This window comes from Sporofaciens sp. St.21A7, from assembly GCF_059728535.1.
Genome location: NZ_BAAGFN010000001.1, coordinates 1416088 through 1437443, shown reverse-complemented (window position 1 = coordinate 1437443; position 21356 = coordinate 1416088). Strand labels below are relative to the sequence as shown.

The 21356-nt window shown below is 48.1% G+C and carries 14 protein-coding genes and 1 tRNA gene; 4 read left to right on the top strand and 11 right to left on the bottom strand.

What is annotated here, in order from left to right; genetic code table 11:
• The first annotated feature begins 105 nt into the window (after positions 1-105).
• Both AC6I3O_RS07200 and AC6I3O_RS07195 read left to right on the top strand, forming a co-directional pair.
• On the top strand, positions 106-585 hold the full coding sequence (locus tag AC6I3O_RS07200; protein WP_497850273.1) for a DUF5721 family protein: 480 nt from the start codon (positions 106-108) through the stop codon (positions 583-585).
• Positions 586-678: 93 nt separating this feature from the next.
• Positions 679-2694, top strand: coding sequence for a methyl-accepting chemotaxis protein (locus AC6I3O_RS07195; protein WP_497850272.1), 2016 nt, complete (start codon positions 679-681; stop codon positions 2692-2694).
• A 123-nt stretch (positions 2695-2817) separates the two neighbouring features.
• On the opposite strand, the gene htpG is transcribed toward AC6I3O_RS07195, so the two are convergent.
• The 5 genes from htpG to AC6I3O_RS07170 all read right to left on the bottom strand — a co-directional run bounded on the left by htpG (position 2818) and on the right by AC6I3O_RS07170 (position 12997).
• Complete coding sequence (gene htpG / locus AC6I3O_RS07190) at positions 2818-4890, bottom strand: molecular chaperone HtpG (protein WP_497850271.1); 2073 nt, start codon at positions 4888-4890, stop codon at positions 2818-2820.
• Between the two features lie 475 nt (positions 4891-5365).
• Complete coding sequence (locus AC6I3O_RS07185) at positions 5366-6946, bottom strand: ATP-binding protein (RefSeq protein WP_497850270.1); 1581 nt, start codon at positions 6944-6946, stop codon at positions 5366-5368.
• A gap of 20 nt (positions 6947-6966) precedes the next feature.
• Entirely contained in the window at positions 6967-8682 is a 1716-nt protein-coding gene (locus AC6I3O_RS07180) for an AAA family ATPase (RefSeq protein ID WP_497850269.1), read from the bottom strand.
• A 52-nt stretch (positions 8683-8734) separates the two neighbouring features.
• Positions 8735-12283 (bottom strand): ABC transporter permease, encoded by a 3549-nt coding sequence (locus tag AC6I3O_RS07175; protein ID WP_497850268.1) that lies wholly within the window; start codon positions 12281-12283, stop codon positions 8735-8737.
• 9 nt (positions 12284-12292) lie between these two features.
• On the bottom strand, positions 12293-12997 hold the full coding sequence (locus tag AC6I3O_RS07170) for an ABC transporter ATP-binding protein (protein WP_497850267.1): 705 nt from the start codon (positions 12995-12997) through the stop codon (positions 12293-12295).
• A gap of 185 nt (positions 12998-13182) precedes the next feature.
• On the opposite strand from AC6I3O_RS07170, the gene AC6I3O_RS07165 reads away from it, so the two are divergent.
• Positions 13183-13686, top strand: coding sequence for a GNAT family N-acetyltransferase (locus AC6I3O_RS07165; protein WP_497850266.1), 504 nt, complete (start codon positions 13183-13185; stop codon positions 13684-13686).
• A gap of 105 nt (positions 13687-13791) precedes the next feature.
• On the opposite strand, the gene AC6I3O_RS07160 is transcribed toward AC6I3O_RS07165, so the two are convergent.
• The 3 genes from AC6I3O_RS07160 to AC6I3O_RS07150 are packed head-to-tail and all read right to left on the bottom strand — an operon-like array spanning position 13792 to position 17596.
• Positions 13792-15234, bottom strand: coding sequence for a beta-N-acetylhexosaminidase (locus AC6I3O_RS07160; RefSeq protein WP_497850265.1), 1443 nt, complete (start codon positions 15232-15234; stop codon positions 13792-13794).
• 57 nt (positions 15235-15291) lie between these two features.
• Entirely contained in the window at positions 15292-16230 is a 939-nt protein-coding gene (locus AC6I3O_RS07155; RefSeq protein ID WP_497850264.1) for a helix-turn-helix domain-containing protein, read from the bottom strand.
• Positions 16223-17596 carry an MATE family efflux transporter gene (locus AC6I3O_RS07150; protein ID WP_497850263.1) on the bottom strand — a complete coding sequence of 458 codons (1374 nt, stop codon included), beginning with the start codon at positions 17594-17596 and terminating at the stop codon, positions 16223-16225. The genes AC6I3O_RS07155 and AC6I3O_RS07150 overlap by 8 nt, the downstream gene beginning before the upstream one ends.
• 460 nt (positions 17597-18056) lie before the next feature.
• Between AC6I3O_RS07150 and AC6I3O_RS07145 the strand changes: the two genes are divergently transcribed.
• A tRNA-Ser gene (locus tag AC6I3O_RS07145) sits at positions 18057-18142 on the top strand.
• A 4-nt stretch (positions 18143-18146) separates the two neighbouring features.
• Here AC6I3O_RS07145 and AC6I3O_RS07140 read toward each other — a convergent pair.
• The 3 genes from AC6I3O_RS07140 to AC6I3O_RS07130 form a co-directional block, all read right to left on the bottom strand.
• Positions 18147-18899, bottom strand: coding sequence for a type 1 glutamine amidotransferase (locus AC6I3O_RS07140; protein WP_497853433.1), 753 nt, complete (start codon positions 18897-18899; stop codon positions 18147-18149).
• Between the two features lie 14 nt (positions 18900-18913).
• A complete protein-coding gene (locus AC6I3O_RS07135) occupies positions 18914-20260 on the bottom strand; it encodes a MurT ligase domain-containing protein (protein WP_497850262.1) in 1347 nt (448 codons plus the stop codon).
• A gap of 69 nt (positions 20261-20329) precedes the next feature.
• On the bottom strand, positions 20330-21343 hold the full coding sequence (locus AC6I3O_RS07130; protein WP_497850261.1) for an ABC transporter permease: 1014 nt from the start codon (positions 21341-21343) through the stop codon (positions 20330-20332).
• Between the last annotated feature and the right edge of the window lie 13 nt (positions 21344-21356).

The window sequence follows — 21356 nt, the reverse complement described above, 5'->3', positions numbered from 1 at the left end:
TATTTATATCCCGTATTGTACTGTTTTTCCCTGTAAAAGTCAAATATATGCTATACTATATCATAAATAACTACGATTTTAACAATCAGCAAAGGAGTTTTTTATATGAATATGTTCACATTATCAGCAAAATCCTGTATGTCCCACCTCTTACTTAGGGACACCTTCGATAAATTTTCGTTCATCGAAGGGGAAATCACTACCTTTAACAAATTTACTTTGGACGGGTTCCTGCACAAAGACTTTTTCGATGAAAAGCCTGCGCGGGATTATTCCTACTGGAGAGAAGTCCGGGACTTGTGTTTCAGCCTCATCAAAGGGAAACGGACGCCGCTTCATTTTAAGATTGTCCTCTCCCTTGCGCCGGAGCACTTCGGGGATTTTCTGGACGGACATCAGATACGTACATTTTCCCCGGAAGACATCACGGGGCTGTACCTGAATTTCCATTACGACGGCGCCGTCCTGCAATGTATCACCGGAATTTCCATGCGGACATTCACCATGGATAAATCTCTTGAGAAAGAATGGGACGCCTATGTGGAAGGATTTTTCAAAAGAGCGGAAATTGACCGGGAAAAATAGACATATTTTTAACAGAGACATTGTATTTTTTTTATAAATCATTTATAATTTACATATACTTTTTGTTAGTTAATCGTAAAAGGAGATAAGAACATGAGAGGTAAGAGAAGAACTGAAGACAGGCCGGCGTCCAGATCCGCGATGCGCAGATGGGGCATTACAGGGAAACTGGTCATTGCAATCGTCGTCACCATCGTAATTATGGTCGGCGCACTATTGCTGATCGTCCGCAGCCGCGTATCCGATGCTCTGCTGGCAAAGAGCGAGAAGCTGCTGGAAGAGACTACGGATAAGGCAATCCAGGAGGTGAACTCGTGGATGAGCGGAATATTGGCGACTCTGGAGACCCAGCGGGATACGATTCAATATGAAGATATGGACGTTCCGCGCATGGTAGAATACATTAAGCATACGGCCAACCAGAACAGCGCATATCCGGCGGGAATCTATGTGGCGCTGACGGACGGCTCTCTATACCATGCATCCTTCGTACCTGGTCCAGAATACAATGCCCTTGAGAAATCGTGGTATAAGGACGGGTTGGCATCCGAAGACTTCATTTTAGGCGACGCGTACTTTGACGAAGACAGCCAGTCCTATGTTGTAGGCGCGTCCGGCGTATTGAAGACCGCCGCCGGAGAAGTGAAGGGCGTTGCGGCAGCGGACGTATACCTGACTTCCATATCCGATATCGTAGCCGATATCCGGCTGGAAAAGACGGGCGGGATTTTCCTTGTAGATACCAGGACCGGAACTATCATCGGCCATCCGGATACGGAGATGAACGGACGATCCATAACGGAATTCACCGGCGATATGTATGCCTACGCTGCCAAGAAGATACAGGAGAATGCTACCGGGCTGAGCCTTTACAATGACGATATGTACATAGAATTGAAGACTGTGCCGAACTGTGACTGGATGGCGGTATCTTATGTTTCCAGAGACGAAGTGCTTGCTGATTTGGATACCTTGACAGGCATTATGACGTCGGTAGCCGCGTTTGCAGTCTTAATCATGATTGTGCTGATTATCATTCTTGTAAGGAACATTATCGGGAAACCGGTAGCCGAACTGAATAATGTCGCATCAAGGATCGCAGAAGGCGATTTGGAGCAGTCCATCCGGCACACTTCCAATGACGAACTTGGAGAGCTGGCGGCCAATTTCGGCAAGACTGTAGTACGTCTCAGGGATTATGTGGACTATATTAACGAGATATCCGAAAAATTACAGGAAATCTCCGAGGGTAATCTTGCATTTACCCTTACCCATGAATATCTGGGAGAATTTGCAAAGATTAAGGACTCCTTAGAGCGAATTTCCTGGTCTCTCAACGAGACGCTGGGACAGATCAATGTGGCGGCCGGCCAAGTGGCGACTGGTTCCGAGTACGTTTCCGACGGGGCACAGACATTATCGCTGGGTTCCTCCCAGCAGACTGACGCCGTGGAATCTCTTGCATCCCATATTTCTGCGGTTTCCGATGGAATCCAGAAGACCGCACAGGGCGCGAAACAGGCAAGCCAGATATCGAGGAATGTTAAGACGCGTATCCTTGAAAGCAACGAGAAGATGCAGCATATGAATTCGGCGATACAGAAGATCAGCGATAAGTCAACGGAGATTCACAGCATCATCAAGACCATAGAAGACATCGCATTCCAGACCAATATCCTTGCGCTGAACGCGGCTGTGGAAGCGGCCCGGGCAGGTACGGCAGGAAAAGGATTTGCAGTAGTCGCAGATGAAGTCCGTAACCTTGCCAGCAAGTCCTCTGAGGCGGCGAAGAATACCACCACCCTGATTGACCAGACGGTGGAAGCCGTTGTCGAAGGTTCCAGCATGGCTGAGGATACGGCAGCTTCTATGATGGAGGTTGTAGAACAGGCGGAAGAGGTGAGCAAGCTGATTCAAGGAATTGCGGAATATTCTGCTCAGCAGGCAGAGGCAACGGAGGAAGTGACACGGGGAATCGCACAGATTTCCGATGTGGTACAGTCTAACCTGTCTACCGCTGAGAAGAGCGCCTCTGCCAGTGAGGAGTTGTCCGGCCAGGCTAGTATGCTGAATGAACTGGTATCGAAGTTCCGGCTGAAAAAGCAATAAGATATATTCCAGAAACGGGATTGCGTTTTGGCGCAATCCCGTTTCCATATCTTTCTTCAATTCCCATATTAATCATTATAATGACCTCTGCAAGATAACACAATTATTTGAATGTCACGTCGCCTACTTTGTCAACAGCATCATGACCTCATTGCTCCTCTGTACAAATGCCGTCATCTCTTCCGGATTCAGCGGCTTATGTGCCAGCATCGCCAAATCGTAAAGCTGTTTACAGATAATGGACACATTCTCATTCTCCTTATTCTCTACCACGAACTTCACCAGCGGGTGGTTCGCATTCAGAATCAGCGTGCTCTCTCCGCCCATATCCATGCCGCCCATATTGCCCATGCCGTACATCTTCATCATCTCCTGCATACGGCGGTTCTGCTCGGACAATGTAATCATGGATGCGACCTTCTCATCTTTCAGCTTCTCAATCTTCACATCCAACTTGTCGTTGCCAAGCTCCTTGCGGAAAATCTCAATCAGGCTGTCGGACGTTGCCTTGAATGCTTCCTTCTCTTCTTCCGCCACCTCTTCCTTCACGTTATCCGTAACGTCGGCGTCAATCCTCTGGAAACGGATATTCGGATTCTTCTGCTCTAACTGTGTGATGAAAGGGGAATCAATGTTATGGTTCATGATTACGGCATCCTGTCCCTGATTCCGGAACATATTGATGTACTGGCTCTGCTGAATCTCATCCGTCACATAGTAGATAGTGGTCTTAATCTCCTCTACCTTGTTCTCGTCCTCATTCTCACCCTCGGACGCCTCATCCTTCTTCTCATTGGCCTCAACGACCTCGCCGCCGTTCTCCTCGATACAATCCTTCAAGGTCAGGTATTTCCCGTCAATATTCTTAAACAGGATGACTTCCTTCATCTTGTCGCAGAACTTCTCGTCTTTCAAGCAGCCGAACTTGATGAACGGGCTGATATCGTCCCAATATTTCTCGTAGTCCTCTCTCTTCGTCTTGCACATTCCGGAAAGCTTATCTGCAACCTTCTTGGAAATGTAATCGGCAATCTTATTGACGAACCCGTCGTTCTGGAGCGCGCTTCTTGAAACGTTCAGCGGCAGATCCGGACAGTCGATAACTCCCTTTAATACCATCAGGAACTCCGGAATAACTTCTTTGATATTGTCTGCAATGAATACCTGATTATTATATAACTTAATCGTTCCCTCAATAGAATCATACTCGGTATTGATTCTCGGGAAATACAGGATTCCTTTCAGGTTGAAAGGATAATCCATGTTCAGGTGAATCCAGAACAGCGGCTCCTTGTAGTCTAAGAATACCTTGCGGTAGAACTCCTGATAGTCCTCGTCGGAGCAATCGTTGGGGTGCTTGGTCCACAGCGGATGGATATCGCTCAATGAGACCGGACGCTTCTCAATCTTGACCTTCTCCTTCGCCGGCTCCACCTCGACCATTTCTTTTTCGCCGTCTTCATTCTCTTTCTCTTCCATCTTGGCTTCTTCGTGGATATGCTCGACCACAACGTCGTCCTCTTTCAGGTCTGCCTCGTCGATGGTCTCATACTCCAGCTCTGCATTCGCCTTGGACAGGAAAATCTCTACCGGCATGAAGGAACAGTATTTCTCAATGACTTCCCTGACGCGGTACTCGTTGGAGAATTCTACACTGTCATCGTTCAGGAACAGTGTAATCTCGGTTCCTACGCCTTCTTTATTCCCCTCGTCCATCTCGTACTCTGTGCCGCCGTCGCTGACCCAGTGTACCGGGGTTGCGCCTTCTTTATAAGAAAGTGTATCGATATGCACCTCGTCTGCTACCATGAACGCAGAATAGAATCCCAGGCCGAAATGACCAATCATATCGTCTTCCGTAGTCTTGTCTTTGTATTTCTCAAGAAATTCTGTCGCGCCGGAAAATGCAATCTGGGTGATGTACTCTTCCACTTCCTCGGCGGTCATCCCCAGACCGTTGTCCGTGAATTTCAAGGTCTTCTCTTCCGGGTTCACCTCTACCTTGATGGACGGCTTGTAGTCGTCCGGCAACTGGTATTCTCCCATCATATCCAATTTCTTTAACTTTGTGATTGCGTCACATCCATTGGATACCATCTCACGCGCGAAAATGTCGTGATCGGAATATACCCACTTCTTAATAATTGGGAAAATATTCTCACTGCTGATTGACAAATTTCCTTTCTTTGCTGCCATACTTATCACTCCTACCTCATTTTTTAATATTTTCAAAATGTTATACATACGTTATGAACGAAGTCCATCAACCCGCCGAACCTGTCTTACGTCTTGCGGGCGTGCCGGAACTTAAAAAACGAAAACCAGATGTCCTTCGCCTAAATGATATGATAATACGAGTGATTTTAAAAGTCAATAGAAAATTAGCACTCTTTCCGAATGAGTGCTAACAAATTTCTTAAAAATATAAAATTTCTATAAAATGGGGCATTCTAAATCAAATCCAAAATACCTGACCGCATTCCGGTAAGAGATATCTGGAATCATTTTTTAGTTTTAAATGAGTATTTATAATAGAGTCTGAGGTGTTTCATTCATTTCCAATTCATTCTTCTCAAATTCCTTTTGTTTTTCAGATTTGCATTTCAATTTTCCCTTCCTTCAGCAGCCCTGCGCACTTTTCTTCTATCAGAGCAAGCATAAAAAATAAATATCACACCACAGCCTCAATCAAGATTTTATCTCTTACCCTAATCTCTTTTACGCCAATTTCTTTCTTTTTATTGAAATTAAAACTGAGCATATATCCTTTCTTTAGATGGAAATAATCAAGATAATCTGACAGCTGTTCTTCTCCACGCTCATTATATGCATTGCCCCGCCAGATCTTAATCTCAATTACCGACTGTTCTCCCCGATAGTACAGCACCAGATCCATGCGTTCATTATTTCTGGTACGCGACTCTACACTATAGTTCCCTACACCATTAATAATCGGCTTGAGAAACAAAAGGAAATATCGTCTCCCTACATCTTCATAAAAAGTAACATCCTGATCCCCATATAAATAATCAAAAGTTTCTACAAATTTTTCAAGCACCTTCCTGACATCCAGATGTCCTCCGACAATGAATTGATTCTTCTCCTGCACCCCTGCTTTATAAAACTCACTAGAGGAAAATTCTTCTGCGATGAAATAATTATAAAGTACCGATTCAAAGATCTGGTTAAAGACTACTGCCGTATCCTTCTCATTTCTGATAAAACCAAACATAACCGCATCTTTCATATAATCATTTGTTGCAGTATAGGGAATCGGCCTGCCGGTAAAAAGCAATTCATATAATACGGTCCGAAGCTTTGGATAGAGTTTCAGTTTTCTTATCATTGACTGATAAAGAGTGTTGTCTTCTTTCACCAGCATTCTTTCAGCTTCACAGACCCCTTCCTTTGTCCAGGCGCTTTTTTTATCCTTAAATTTTTCTGTCCCCGCGATCTCTTCATCTAGATATTTACACATCCCGGATACCAGATACGGATACCCGGACGTCATTGCGTAAATCATTCCCGATATCAGTGTGATATCCATACCAGTGTGATAATCCTTTTCATATTCCCTTAACATACCGGCAATATCATCTGAGGAAAAACTCATATCTATATCAAATCTGGCGGCAATATTCCATGGGCTGTTTTCGATGTGTTCCCCGTCAGGTCTTATTTTCCGTCTGACACTGCGCACATCGTAAACTCCGGCCAGAATCACTGATTGAAATGCCGGGAACTTTCTTCTCCTCAGATAATATGCACGGAGCTGTGCAAGGAAATCTACAAATACCTGGTCGTTCGAGGCTGCGTCCACTTCATCGATAATCAGGACAATCTTCCTCTCCGCCTTAGCACACCATTTTTTCAACGCTTTAAAAAGTGTCTGGAGGGAACTTGTACCATCTGTCTGCCCGGCAAATGAAGCAAGTTTCTTTTCAATATCATCTGGCAAATTCTCAGTCAAATCCAGTAATTCTTCGGAAAAAGCCGCAACAAATGACTGTTCACTTTCAAACGCTAATGAACTCATCGTCTGAAAATCCATGTAGACTGTCTCATAATCTTTCTTCAGGTATTCAGCAAGCGCTGTCAATATCGTTGTTTTCCCAAACTGACGCGCCCTGTTCATCGTAAAATACAGCCCGGCATCTACCATGCCCTTAATCTCTGTCAGACGGCCGGTCAAATCTACCATATAGTTTAATTCCGGTTCACAACAACCGACCGTGTTAAATACCTTCGCCATCCGCCGCGCCCTCCTTTCCTTCACTCATCTTTCTCCATGTCATATGCAATCTCGCAAGACTTCTTATAACAGGCGATTCCATACTTGTGAATCACTTTCATCCCACTCGTCCTAAGGATCTCTGTGTAACCGCCGTTATCGATCTGCTTCATTGCTTCCTTACAAGCAGCAGCATAACGTGCGTTTTCTGCATACTTCACTTCTATGACACAGCCAATCTTCTCATGTGGAATCTCAATACATATATCCGTATATCCGGTTCCAGACTCTGAATTCGATTTGACGCTCCAACCGCCTTCTGCCTGCAAAAGACCTAACAGCATACCATGGTAGAAGTTTTCTTTCATTTCCTTTTTAACGGCAGTATCCCGAATACTGATCGACTCTGACATGATCTCACTAAATATCCGCTGTACTCCTTGTGCATCACCGCTCTTTATAGCTTTACAGAATTCCTTCCATCTCTTTGTATTTCCTATGACCTTGACTCTGAACCATGAATTAATTTTCTTTTCATAGATTCCACGGACCTCCCGGTTGGGTATGACCAGCTTATGAAGCCCATTTTCCGGTCTTCCGGTTTCTGTAAGATATCCCGTGGTAAACAGGACGCTCCACAGATAAGTCTGGCGGGTCTCAAGATCCTCACTCCCAAGATCCGTATATGTCAATTCCGGTATTAAAGCTTTCTCTATATACTCCCCGGAAATCAAAGCCTCAATCTGATTCCTCACGGTTGCCGAGGCATTTTCAAGTATATCCTGTATGATAGCATTACTGCTGCTGTTCTCCCAATGCGCCTCCATCGGGGCATGGATATCCTCCCTGAGCTTATCACACTGATTGATTACATCCCACGGACAATATACGTCCACATTTCCGAAATGATAACCATCATACCACTCTTTGATACGTTCAAACGTCTCCTCTATCCCATAATATCGAAGCATCTCTATGACTTCCTTATCCGTAAAGCCAAAATATTCCCCGTAATCTACGTCTGAAATCGTCCGTACCTTAAAATTATTAAGCCCTGTAAAGATACTCTCTTTCGCAATCCTAAGGCATCCCGTAATAACTGCCAAGAATATATTATGATTTGTCTTCAACGTATGACTGAACAGCAGACGCATCATCTGCACCATCTGTGGATAATATCCATACTGATAGGCTTTGTCCAGAGGCACATCATACTCGTCCAGCAGGATCACTACCTGCTTTCCATAATGGGTACTGAGGAGCTTGGAAAGTAATTTCAGGCTCACGCATATACTTGACTTCGTTTCAAAATGGTTCGACAAAATATCGTCTAATTTGCACTTATCATATTCGGAAATATGTGGGCTGTCCATGAGCCAGACAAAGCGCCCCGCTTCTTCACTGATAATTTCGCACAGCATGTCCGTTGCTTCTGTAAAATTCTCCCCTTCCACATCTTTAAAACTCAGTGTGATGACCGGATATTTTCCCATGTATTGTTCGCATAATTTTTTTTCTTTCGCTATGTCAAGTCCGTCGAACAGCGACGAATCCGTACCGATCTCAAAAAATGTCTTGAGCATATCCATATTGAGGCTTTTGCCAAATCGTCTCGGACGTGTAAAGAGATTGACAATACCTCTTGCTTCCAGCAGGTCACGGATAAATCCTGTCTTATCTACATAGTAAAAATCCTGTTCTTTAAAGGTTCTGAAAAATTCTACTCCTATGGGGAGCTTCTTCTTTTTTCCTTTCACAACGCTCACCTTCTCCTGTACTGGTCTCTATTGTAATATAAAAGAGATGGGTCTACTCAATACTCTTCAACGACTCCACCATATCTATCTTCTTGAGCTTAAAATACATCACTCCGTTAATCATCAGTGAAAATGCCACCGTAAGAGCCAGACTATAGATAAAACTCGGCAGATTGATATTCCTGCCGAACATCGCTGAATCCACCTCCACCGTCTCAATAATGAAAAGGTGCAAAAACTTCCCAAGCACAACTCCTACGACTGCCCCAAGGAAGGTCAGCAGGATATTCTCCCGGTACACATATTCTGCCACTTCCGTATTGTAAAATCCTAAAACTTTCAGTGTCGCCAATTCCCGCTTACGCTCTGCAATATTGACAGTATTCAGGTTATAAAGCACCACGAACGCCAGCATCCCTGCCGAAATAATCAAGACAACAATGACCAGGTTCAGGCTCCTTAACATATCGTCTAACTGCTTCTCGATATCATGGGTATAGCTGACGCTCAGCGCGCCGTCCTTTTTCAGGATATCCCTTCCGACCTTCTCCATCTCCGTATTGGTAGCCGAGTCCGCCATCGTGAACAAGATACTGTTATACTCCGGCTCCTGGCCGTATACATTTTCATAACAGCCCGGCGTAAAATATATGTAATGCCCCATATAGTTTTCGCAAATCTGCGTAATCTTTACCTTCTTATTGCCGTTTTCTTCATCCTTAATCTCGATGGTATCACCCTTTTTTGCCTCTAAAAGCTTTGCCGTCTTCTCGCTGACGATTACGCCGTCGTCTGACAGTTCGTACCGTTCTTTCGTCTTCCGGTCATGGAAATCAACGAACTTGGGGATGTCCTCCACCGTACCGAACACACATGCATAAGCCGCCCGCTCCTTCTTTCCGTTTACCAGCGTGATATTCTGCATATCCGCATCCATAAACCGGGCCACCTGCCCTTCATCCTCCAAGGCCTCTTTCAGCTCTTCCTGCTGCTCCTTCGTAATATCCTCTTCCAGATAAATGCTTCCGTCATAGAACTGAATCTCGGCAAATTGAAGCTCGGCAATCTCATAGCAGGAATCTTTCAGCCCGAATCCTACCAGCATCAGCGCCATACACCCGCCGATTCCAAATACGGTCATGAAGAAACGCTTCTTATACCGCATCAAATTCCGTATGGTGGATTTCCACGTAAAATTAAGATGCCTCCAGATGATACCGATACGTTCCAAGAACACCCGCCGTCCATTCTTTGGGGTGGGCGGACGCATCAATACTGCAGGCTGTGCATCCAGTTCCCGGTAGCAGGCCATGACCGTAGCAAATATGGTGCAGAACACCGCAGCCCCGGACGCCATCACCGCATACCCCCAGTCATAAGGCACGAGAATCCGCGGTAAATGCTGGTATAATATCCCGTATGCGTAAACAATAATATATGGAAGAATCTTCTCCCCAATCAGGACGCCTAAAATGCTCCCTCCCGCCGTAGCTAACAGCGCATAGCCGATATATTTAGACGCAATGGCCGCTTTGCCGTAACCAAGGGCTTTCATCGTCCCGATGGATGTGCGCTGTTCCTCCACCATGCGCGTCATGCTGGTCAGGCTGATGAGCGCTGCCACAAGGAAGAAGAGTACCGGGAACACCCGCCCGATTGCTCCGAGACGCTCCGCATTTTCTCCGAATCCGCTGTACTCTATCAAAGTGCTTCGGTCATACACATACCACTTAGGCAAGCCGATATCCGCAATATCCGCTTCCGCCTCGGCAATCTTTTCTTCTCCTTCGGCAATCTCTTCCTCGGCCTTGACCTTGCCGTCCTCATATTCCTGCTTAGCGTCGGCAAGTTTTGCTTCATTGGATAGGATTTCTGCCTCGCCGTCGGCAAGTTTTGCTTCCTGCTCCTTTATCTCTCCCCATCCCGCATTAATCTGCTTCTGTCCGGATGATAGCTGTGCAGGTACGGACGCAAGTTCGGATTCTGCCGCCGAAAGCTGTGCCTTGGTGACGGCAAGCTGCGCTGCCGTATCGTCTAACTGCTTCTGGCTTGCGGTAAGTTCGGCAGCTCCCGACTCATATGCCTGACGCTGGCCTTCAATCTTCATTGTAAGCATCTGGGCCGTTTTCTCCAACTCTGCAAGCTGCTGCAAAAGCTCGGCAGGAATTTCGATCTCGGGGCCTCCCGGATTATCGTCTCCCTCCGAATCTCCCGGAACGTTTACATCCCCGGAATCTTCTGGGGCATTGCCGTCTAAAGAGCCGCCCTCGCCTATACCGCCTGAAACATCTCCGTTCCTGAAACTATCCTGTACACTCGTCCGGACAACTTCCGGCTGCGCCCCGGCTGCCTTCCGTATTCCCGTCCTTCTGGCTTGTGCCTGCATCTGTTCAATCTGCGCTTTTATGGCTCCAATCTGATCGAGTACGGTCTGATAACTCTGCTCGTCCGCCCCGATCTGCGCCTGCAGGCCCTCTAACTGCTGCCTTCCTGCCGCTATCTGTGCCTCCGCATCCGGCCTTGCCGCCTCATACTGTGCAAGCCCCTGCTCATATGCCGCCTTGCCGTCATTTAACTGTGCAAGCCCTGACCGGTACTCGGCTCTGGCCGAATCCAGTTCCTTCTGCTTGGAGTTCAGGGTGGATTTCGCATCCGCTATCTGCTTCCTGCCGTCCTCAATCTGCACCCTGGCATCCGCAAGCTGCTTTTCTGCGTCCGCTATCTTCTCCGCCGCATCCGCAAGCTCCTTTTCCGCCTCTTCCTTTCCTTCTTCCAGCTCCTCTTTCGCCTCGGCAAGTTTCTCATTTGCCTCGTCTTTCAGGCTGTCTTTACGGACCAGGGCGCGCTCGTCCGTAAGTTCCTCCACCTGTGCAAGAATCTCCTCAATCCGGTCGTCGTATGCGTCGGTAAATGCAAGCAGAGCCTTTGCACCTTCTACCTGCAGATAGACCTCGGTAAACACATCCATATCAAAGGTATTTTCCGGCACAACAAGAAATGCCTGAATGCTCCCGTCCCCCACCGTCGAGCTGCCTCTTCCGTAGGACAGATAGCACGGGCTGTTCCCAAGCCCCACCACCTCAAAGGTATCCGTCTTTAATGTATCGGAAATCTCATCGTCTGTCCCTGACTTCAGTTCAATCTTATCCCCAATCTTGAACTCCGAATTATCGTCCGCAAGGCACTCCCCTGTTTTCTCGGGAAGCCGTCCCTTGCTCACTGTCACCCGGTTCATCTTCTCCTGCAATGACATGACATGGAGTACCTGCTGCTCTTCCTTGGCGCTATAGAGGAAATCCGCGCTGTACGCCCCTTCTGCCCTTGCGATTCCATCTGCTTTCTCCATGGCGCGCACGTCTCTCTCCGTAACGCCGTAGGTACAGATTGCCTTGATGTCCATCAACTCCGCCTCGTCAAAATAAGAATCCCCGCTCAGTCTCATGTCCGGCTCTGAGGCACGGATTCCCGAAAAAAATGCGACTCCAAGAGCAACAATGAACAGAATCGATAAAAACCTCCCCGGGCTCTTCCGGATTTCCATATAGAAATCTTTCCTGGTTGCCTTCTTTCTCTTTTTCGTCGTCTGATTCGTCCTCTTCATCTGCATACCCTACCACTCTATAGTTTCTACCGATACCGGGTACGGATTCCTCAAAATGTCCGCCACCCGTCCGTTCTTGATCTTGATTACACGGTCGGCCATCGGCGCGATCGCCGAATTGTGGGTAATGAGAATGACTGTCATACCCTTGATCCGACACGTATCCTGCAAAAGTTTCAGGATGGACTTTCCCGTGTTATAATCTAACGCTCCTGTCGGCTCGTCGCACAGCAGGATCTTTGGGTTCTTCGCCAACGCCCTTGCAATGGACACCCGCTGCTGTTCCCCGCCGGATAACTGCGCCGGGAAATTATTGAGACGCGCTCCAAGCCCCACTTCCTCCAACACTTCCCTTGCATCCATGGGGTCTTTGCAGATTTGGAGAGCCAGTTCTACATTCTCCAGTGCAGTCAGGTTCGGAATCAGGTTGTAGAACTGGAATACGAATCCGATATCGTCCCGGCGGTAAGCCGTGAGCTGCTTCTGGGAGTAGGAAGTGATATCCTGCCCGTCCACGATTACCCTTCCCTCTGACGCCGTATCCATGCCGCCCAGAATATTCAAGACCGTCGTCTTTCCTGCACCGCTTGGTCCCACTACCACGGCGAACTCTCCCTGATTGATTTGGAAATCAATCCCGTCCGCCGCCATGATCTCCACCTCGCCCATGCGGTATCTCTTTTTTACATCTTCTAATGTGACAAACCCGCCCATATGTTTCCTCCGTGAACACTCATTTAGTTTTCTAACTTCTTTTTGTAAATCTGGCTTTCATTTCCTTCACGAACTTTTTCTTGTACGTTGCTATTATATCACGTATAATACCAGAAGAGAAATCTAAATATTTATAAAACTATTCTAAAAGATATGGTAAAATAGCTGTATAAAGGGAGGTCCATATGAATACTGTAAACATAATACCAGCGAAATCTGACTCTGAAATCCACGAAATCGCCAATCTGGCGGAAGAAATCTGGCACCAGCACTTTACTCCTATCATCGGGGAGGCGCAGGTGAATTACATGGTGGAAAAGTTCCAGTCCTATCCTGCCTTACGGGAACAAATTGGACTGGATGGTTATGAATACTACCAGTTATTCAGCTCACACACCTTCGCCGGTTACATGGGAATCCATCCGGAGGCAGAGGCGTTGTTTTTAAGCAAGCTCTACATAAAAAAAGAATGCCGCGGCCAGCATCTTGCGACAGAAGCGCTTCATTTTCTGGTTGATTTGTGTAAAGACCGGGGGCTTAACAAGATATGGCTGACCTGCAATAAGCATAATGAAAATACGCTGGCAGTCTATGACCATCTGGGATTTGTAATTACGGACGAGCAGGTAGCAGATATTGGGAATGGGTTTGTGATGGATGATTTTATACTGACTCTTGAGATTCGATAGCAGGGGACTGCCACTGCCGTGAAAATGGGAGAGGAAGATGTCACTTCGTGACCCCATTTTCGCGCAGTTCAGCGCCGAAGCGCTGAACTTTCAAAATAAAATGGATTAGATATCCTCCTGTGCCTTCCTTGCCTCTTCCATGTCCTCTTCCGAGAAATTCCTCCGGAATTCCTCCGCCTGTCTTGCCGCCGTCTCTTCATCCGGCTCCCATCCGTCCACCTTCATCGCATGAATCCCATTCTTCTCAAACAGGCCGAACGCCCCTTCAAGCCGCTTGCGGAAATCCTCATACTCCGGACGTTCCTCGCCGCACCATCCCACTTCCGCCAAAGCCGCGAACCTGGGCCAGCACAGCTCTTCCAGCCGCTCGTCATCCCGGATAAACTCCGTCCACACCAGACATTCTGCCCCCAGTACAGAATCCCCGCCGCATGCTCCAAGTTTCCCCGGGTCTGCCTTCAAGTCATACATATCCTTCACAGAATGCATACCATAGGGATAATCACAGTAACAGTTCTCCACCATGGCAAGAATCGCCGTCCCGCCCTTGTCAAGATGCGCCTGAATCTGATGATCCTTATCCTCTGTCCAGAGCTGCACCACCACCTCTTTGTCCAGATTCCCGCCATAGACAGCCTCATTCCATACAATGGGAATCCGCCCCTTCGACAACAGATATGAAGCGATGCGGTTACAGAAGTATCCCTGAAGCTCCTGGGCATTTTTGAGTCCTTCCTCCTCAATGCGCTTCTGGCAGCATGCACACCCATTCCAGCGTTCCTTAGGCGCTTCGTCGCCTCCGATATGAAAATATTTCCCTGGGAAAATCTCCATCAAATCATCCAGAAGATTCTCTATGAACGTAAAAGTCTCCTCTTTCCCGGCGCAGAACAATTCCTTGAATATCCCCGCCCTCGTTTCAACCTCCACCGGTTTTCCAAGGCAGGAAAGCTGTGGATACGCCGCTAAAATCGCCGTCACATGCCCTGGCATGTCAACCTCCGGAACGACCTCAATCCCCAGTTTCCCGCAATAGTCCACAATATCCCTGACCTCATCCCGCGTGTAGAAACCACCTGACCTCTGGTCGGAACGATAATTTCCAAAATGATCCCCCGCCCGCACCGAACTGATTTCGTGGAGCTTGGGATACCGTTTGCTCTCAATCCTCCATCCCTGGTCGTCCGATATATGCCAGTGGAAATGGTTCAGCTTGAACTCTGCAGACATGCGGATCATTTTCTTTAACTCCTCCACAGAAAAATAGTGCCTTGCACAGTCAATCTGGAAGGAACGGTAGGAATACGCCGGATAGTCTTCAATCTCCATACAGGGCAATTCCTCCCCGTACATCATCCGCAGCTGCCCCAATGTGGTGCGGGCATAGAAAAGTCCGGCATCCCCGCTGCCCTCCAAAAGAATCTGCTCCGGCGAAATACGGATACGGTATTCTTCCGCTTTCAATCCGGTGCAGATTTCCTCCTTTACCGGGACATCCTGCCCGGCTAATCCTTCTGTTAACTGCATTTTTCTTGGTTTTGGTATCATATGTTACCCTCCTCTTCCTATTTTTTTGTATTTCTTATTTGGATGAAGTCCGCTATATTACCAGCCTTCTTCCGAGTGAATCCAGTATTTCAATAACTGCTGTTCGTAATTCTCCGGGCGCCTCCGCCATTCGCTGGGCGATACGCCTGTGACCTGCTTAAAATTCCGGTTAAATGTTGACAGCGTCGTAAAGCCACATTTTCCCGCAATATCCGTCATGGATTCATCTGTATTTTTCAGATAATTACATGCCGTCTGCACCCGCACCAGATTAATGTATTCCAACGGTCCCATATGCATGTATGTGGAAAATACCCTCCGGAAATGCGTCTCGCTGATATGGCACCATTTTGCCAAATCTTCCACCTTCAAAGGCTCCATATAATGGAGCGTGATGTAATCCAACGCCCGGGAAACAGGTATCGTAATCTTCCCGCTGATTTCCAGCGGCCCATTCTCATCCGGGTTCTCTCTGGCGATGCTTACCAGGAGCGCCGCCATAAGCCCCTTGGCTTCCTCCAAATAGAATTCCTTCGTATCCCGCATAATATCAAGGATTCCCCGTATCATCTTTGCAATGCCCGGCGTTTCCTCGATTGCACGGAAGATTGCCTGTGAATTGATTCTGTGGAGCAGGTATTTCATCCGTTTCACATTACCGCCTTTCAGGTACAGCTCTTCCAGAATCCCCTCCACATCCACGAACAGATACTCCCATCTGCTGATCGTACCCGGGTCGCTGTTCGTCGTATGGGGATAATTTCTGGGGATGATCGAAATCTCTCCGCCCGTAAACCGGTAATCCCTCTCCCCTAGAGTCAGCGTCCCTTCGCCCTCGTAGCAGTAACCGATCTCCATATAATTGTGGAAATGCAGATAATCAATATCCCGGCCATAGGTCTGCACCCATTTCTGCCCCAGCAGTGCAAGGATCGGGCTTCCTTCCGGCATCTTGTAATATCGGAATTCTATCTTAGGTTTTTTCTTCTTAGACATCGCTTTTTATCCTTCCCAAGGCGCTGTTCTCGGCCGCCTTCTTCTCCCATGTTCCGGAATAATATCTCACTGCCCCCACAAGCGCCGCACATATCCAGGTCAGAGGAGAGACGAACCAAAGCCCCCGGTATCCGAACAGCCTTGGGAACAATAACGCGCACCCGATTCTCGTCACGACCTCGCTCACTCCCATGAGTACCGTCACCGATACGTCCCCAGACGCCCGCAGGATATTGTGATAGACTACCAGTATCCCCCCGGCGATGAAAAATCCCGTAAATATCCGCATATATTCCACGCCGAACCGGATTGCCTCTGGCGTCTGGGTAAACGCCTCCATAATCGGCCGGGCGCACACGAACGTCACCGGACAGAAGATACCGTAACATACCCCATTCATCACATACGCGCTGCGGACCCCTTTCCTGACCCGTCCGAAATCACCCGCGCCCACATTCTGCCCGGTAAATGTCCCAAGGGAACTGCCGATTGCGTCTGCAAGCTGAAACCCCAGCCCCTCTACCTTCATGCAGACCCCGTAGGCAACAATCATGGTCGTCCCGTATGTATTGATTACTGCCTGAAGCGTCATGTCTGATATGGAAATAATGCTCATCTGCAGCCCCGTAGGAAGTCCGTAACGCAATACCTGCCCCGCCAGATAAAAATCCAGTTTCCATTCTGTCTTTCTGATCCGCAGAAACGGCAGTATCCTCCATGCATACCACATACAGAGTATCCCGGAGATCATCTGTGCAAGTACCGTGGCAAACGCCGCCCCCGCCGTCCCCATGGGAATCCACGCCACGAACACGATGTCCAGAAACACATTCAGCACACTGGATACAATCAGGAACAACAGGGGGACTAGGGAATTCCCCAAGGCGCGCAGCACAGACGAGCTGAAATTATACAGCATCGTCCCGCAGCTCCCGGCATAAATGACCATAAGGTACGCCCCTGCCGCCGGAAGCAGCGCCTCCGAAGTCCGAAGGATGCGAAGCAGCGGATTCACCGTCAGCATTCCTCCCACCGTAATCAGAGCCGTCATCCCCGCCGCCACATACGCTCCCGCCACAAAGGTATGGCGTATCTGATCTTCCTGCTGTGCGCCGTAATACTGAGATATTACCACGCTGACTCCCGTTGTCACTCCCATCATGATTGAAAACAGCATGTACATCGCCGTCCCGGCAATACTGACCGCCGCCAGAGCCTCATCCCCCAGAAACCTTCCTACGATATAAGTGTCGGCAAAATTATAGATTCTCTGGCATAACATCCCGAACAGGACCGGGAGCGCAAACTTAGCCATCTGGGCAAGTACGGGTCCCCGGGTCATATCCATTACTTTTCCGGTATTCATATTATTCTTCTTTCTCCCCCTTATTGGCCAAAATCCACCCCCAGGGCATGTATGATATCTTTACTTTACCAATCTATTTCTTCCCCGTCAACCTATTTTCGTCTATACATCTAACTGCACAACCGAAAATTTTTAGGTCGTCTTATGTTTTTCTTAAGAAATTTTATAAACATTTCCAGTTTTTGACATACTTGTGTCACAATTGTTTTATATAATGAATTCATCACATGAAAGAAGACGGTAGTCGTACTTCACATTACATATTCAAGTAAGGTATGATTACCGGGCTTCGACTAACAATAAGTTAAAATTTAGATAGATTTTTTCATCCCCCTCCAAAAGACCTGTGCATACGCACAGGTCTCCTTTTTATTTCCAATATAACAGCAAATAAAACTCACAAAAAATTTTAATTTGGGTATTCCCTCACAGCCGGTAGTTGTGTTATAATGTCAAATATGCAGCGGTGGTCGAGTTGGCTGATGGCATCTGCCTCGAAAGCAGAAGAGCCGCAAGGCTCCGGGGGTTCAAATCCCTCCCGCTGCGTTTTCTAATTTTCGGTCATTATGTTCGCCCTAGCCAGTTTCTTTTTTAGGAACCTCCGGCAGATATAAGCGTTCGCCAGCCTCTCCAGCCTGTCATCCAATTCCGTAAGCCTGACCGGGCCATATTTTCTCCTGAGCGCCTTTTCAATCAGCCAGTCGCATATCCGGGAATTTTTCGGAAGAAGGGGCCCGTGGAGGTAGGTTCCAATTACATTTTTATAGACAACCCCCTCGAAACCGCTTTTTCCGTCGTTGCCCCCGCCGTACAAGACTCTCCCGAAAGGACGGCAGCCGTTAATATAGGTGCGTCCCCCATGGTTCTCGAATCCTACTACCGGGATATCGGACAGCTCGCTCCTAAGGATAATATTCCCAATCATCCGCCCCTCCCCCTGCTCTGTGTAGATATCAAGCAGGGAAAGTCCTTCTATTCTTCCGGCGTCTGTCTGATAATATTTCCCGAGAAGCTGATAACCGCCGCAGACTGCAATCACGACGCCGTTATTTTCTACATAGTCCCGGAACGCCTCACGTATCCTCTTTAAATTCTGGCAGACAATCATCTGCTCCCTGTCAGAACCTCCTCCTAAGAGTACGATGTCAAGTTTCCCGAAATCTATCGAATCTCCGGTATTGAACTCGATGGTCTCCGCCTGGATTCCCCGCCAGAGACACCGTTTCATCATACACGCCACATTTCCCCGGTCTCCGTACAGGTTCAGCAAATCCGGGTAGAGATGCCCAATGGTAATCTTCATATCTGATGCCGTCCTCATCTGTGTCCCTCCCCGCATATACGCTTCAAAAGATTTCGGGTATCATAAAGAGCTGTGTAATTCACAAGAACATACAGGTTCTTGCTCCCCTGCGCTATGTGCCTGTACACAGCTTTCTCCACATCCGGTTCAAGTTCCGCCTGTATCCCTGCGTATTTAAGCCTAAGCATCAAATCCTGGCAGCGGATTCCGCTGACCGTGACAAAAGTACCTTCCATCCCCGCAATCCGCTCAAAATCTACGTCCCAAAGCCAGGAAATGTCCGTGCCGTCCTGCTCGTTATCGTTGACCGCCACCACCAGGTCTTTGTGCCGCTCGTCCTGCATCATCACGTCAATGTTCTGGTTGAATCCTGTGGGATTCTTTGCTAGATTCAATACAATTCTGATATCGCCCGCCCAAAATTCCTCCATCCGCCCGTTTTCCGGGCAGAAATCAGAGAGGGCTTTCCGGAAATTCCCTGCCTTTAGCCCTGACGCACGGATTGCGGCGTATGCAGCAAGGATATTATATACGTTATAGAAGCCGCGCTGGGATGAATGAAACCATTTCCCGCCCACCGTAAAGGAAAGTCCGCCTTCCATCTCTACATTCCTTCCGGCAAAGTCTAGTTTGGGCCTTTCAAATCCGCAGCCCGGACAGCGGTAGTCCCCAAGCTGCCCGTAATGGTAGAAGCGGTAGGTAAGCCTAGCCCCACAGTATCGGCAGAATCTTCCTTCCCGGATCTCCTGTATCTGTCTGCCTGTATGTACGCATTCGCTGATTCCATATGTCACGTAATCCCTGCCGCTGTCCAATGCAAGGGACACAGACAGAGGATCGTCCCCGTTTACGATGAGCTTCATCTGTGGAGCAGATTGTATCGCTTTGTTCAGGATATCCATGGTGGCGTCGATTTCCCCATACCGGTCCAACTGATCCCGGAACAGATTGGTGAGTACCATATGACTTGGTTTGAAATGTGTGAATACTTCCCGTGCCGACGCTTCGTCGATCTCGATACAGGCATAATCTGCGTGAAGGCTTCCGTCTGCCGACGCCCCAAGGACGAACGCAGCCGCAACGCCATTTAACATATTAGAGCCTGTCTGGTTGCAGATTACGCCGTACCCCTCTGCCTTTAGCGCGCCGCTAAGCAGGTTGTTCACGGTCGTCTTACCGTTCGTCCCGCATACGGCAAAAATCCCCCGCCTCACCTGTCCTGCAAGTTCCGAAAGGATCGTGGGGCTTATGAGAAGGGCAATCTTTCCCGCCCATGTGACGCCCTGCCTGTGAAAGATACGGACACAGACCTTTTCTGTTATTTTTGCCGCCCAGACGGCAGCCATACTGCGTAATTTCATATTCGATGCGTTTCCTCTTCCCGTCTTATGTTATCTGATGCCAGCCACATATTCTATTTTAACATGGGTCTATGGAGTTCTTGTTTGTAAATTTCCCTCGATTTCGCAACCGGACTTCTTAAAAACGACCACTGCTCCGTATTTCAGGACAATCAGGCATAGGAGAACAGCCGCCGCCAAGATTCCCGCCAGGCTTCCCAGCATCCGGGAATCTGCATCGTAAAGAGGATGGTTCAGAAGGGAGAAAAACGCCTCCTTCTTCTCATCAATAAGCGCTGTCCAGAACGAAAAATCTGACCATGCAGACGGCACATAATCGTCGGAAAAATGCAGGCTCAAAAGCAGCAGGGCGCATACGCCCCCAAAACCCACGATCGGTGTCACGAACCGAAACATTTCCGGCAGCAGCTTCCCCATACGGCTCAATGCCAAAAACAGCATGACCCACAGAGGCAGATACAGAAAGATCCTGCCAATCCCCAGATACAGGTCGCATTCTGAAACCCATCCTTTTCCTTCCTGAAGAATCCCTGTAAGCCTTTGACGCACCACGGACAGGGGGATGCCCGGAGCCTCGATTCGGATACAGGAGTATGCCCGTCCCTTTTCTCCCTGAATCATACAGAGCTGCCCCTCCGTCTCCACAATCCCCCGGACAATATAGGTGCCCTTCCCAAGGGTAAGCTGCTCACCGAGCGCCTCAACAGAGCCGAACAAGGTATCTGCCGTTTTTTTGCTTACGACACAGCCTTTAGAATCACTGTCCGTCACAAAGGTTCCTGCACACAGTCTGCCCGGCATCACCAGATTCATGCTGCCTGCCGTCTCCACCAGTTTTACCTTGGTTTCCCGGTTCAGATCTTCGTTTTTTAAGACCTTTCCCTTGGATTCCTGAAACAGTGCCAGGTCCCTTATCTCTCGTTTTGCGTCATCGGAAGCCTGTTCCCAGAACCCGTCAATCTGCTCTCTAGCCAGCAGCTTTTCTGAATAGTAAAAGCCGCTTTGTCCCTCTATCCCGGCAAGCCTAACATAAAATCCAAGCGCCGCCCCGATTCCGATGCCTAAGAAGGCCAACCGGAACATATATGCCAGATAT

Bases quoted from the DNA above. Each gene is read 5' to 3' on its own strand.
- AC6I3O_RS07200 (WP_497850273.1), top strand. From the start codon at position 106: ATGAATATGTTCACATTATCAGCAAAATCCTGTATGTCCCACCTCTTA.
- AC6I3O_RS07195 (WP_497850272.1), top strand. From the start codon at position 679: ATGAGAGGTAAGAGAAGAACTGAAGACAGGCCGGCGTCCAGATCCGCG.
- htpG (WP_497850271.1), bottom strand. From the start codon at position 4,890: ATGGCAGCAAAGAAAGGAAATTTGTCAATCAGCAGTGAGAATATTTTC.
- AC6I3O_RS07185 (WP_497850270.1), bottom strand. From the start codon at position 6,946: ATGGCGAAGGTATTTAACACGGTCGGTTGTTGTGAACCGGAATTAAAC.
- AC6I3O_RS07175 (WP_497850268.1), bottom strand. From the start codon at position 12,283: ATGAAGAGGACGAATCAGACGACGAAAAAGAGAAAGAAGGCAACCAGG.
- AC6I3O_RS07170 (WP_497850267.1), bottom strand. From the start codon at position 12,997: ATGGGCGGGTTTGTCACATTAGAAGATGTAAAAAAGAGATACCGCATG.
- AC6I3O_RS07165 (WP_497850266.1), top strand. From the start codon at position 13,183: ATGAATACTGTAAACATAATACCAGCGAAATCTGACTCTGAAATCCAC.
- AC6I3O_RS07160 (WP_497850265.1), bottom strand. From the start codon at position 15,234: ATGATACCAAAACCAAGAAAAATGCAGTTAACAGAAGGATTAGCCGGG.
- AC6I3O_RS07155 (WP_497850264.1), bottom strand. From the start codon at position 16,230: ATGTCTAAGAAGAAAAAACCTAAGATAGAATTCCGATATTACAAGATG.
- AC6I3O_RS07150 (WP_497850263.1), bottom strand. From the start codon at position 17,596: ATGAATACCGGAAAAGTAATGGATATGACCCGGGGACCCGTACTTGCC.
- AC6I3O_RS07140 (WP_497853433.1), bottom strand. From the start codon at position 18,899: ATGAAGATTACCATTGGGCATCTCTACCCGGATTTGCTGAACCTGTAC.
- AC6I3O_RS07135 (WP_497850262.1), bottom strand. From the start codon at position 20,260: ATGAAATTACGCAGTATGGCTGCCGTCTGGGCGGCAAAAATAACAGAA.
- AC6I3O_RS07130 (WP_497850261.1), bottom strand. From the start codon at position 21,343: ATGTTCCGGTTGGCCTTCTTAGGCATCGGAATCGGGGCGGCGCTTGGA.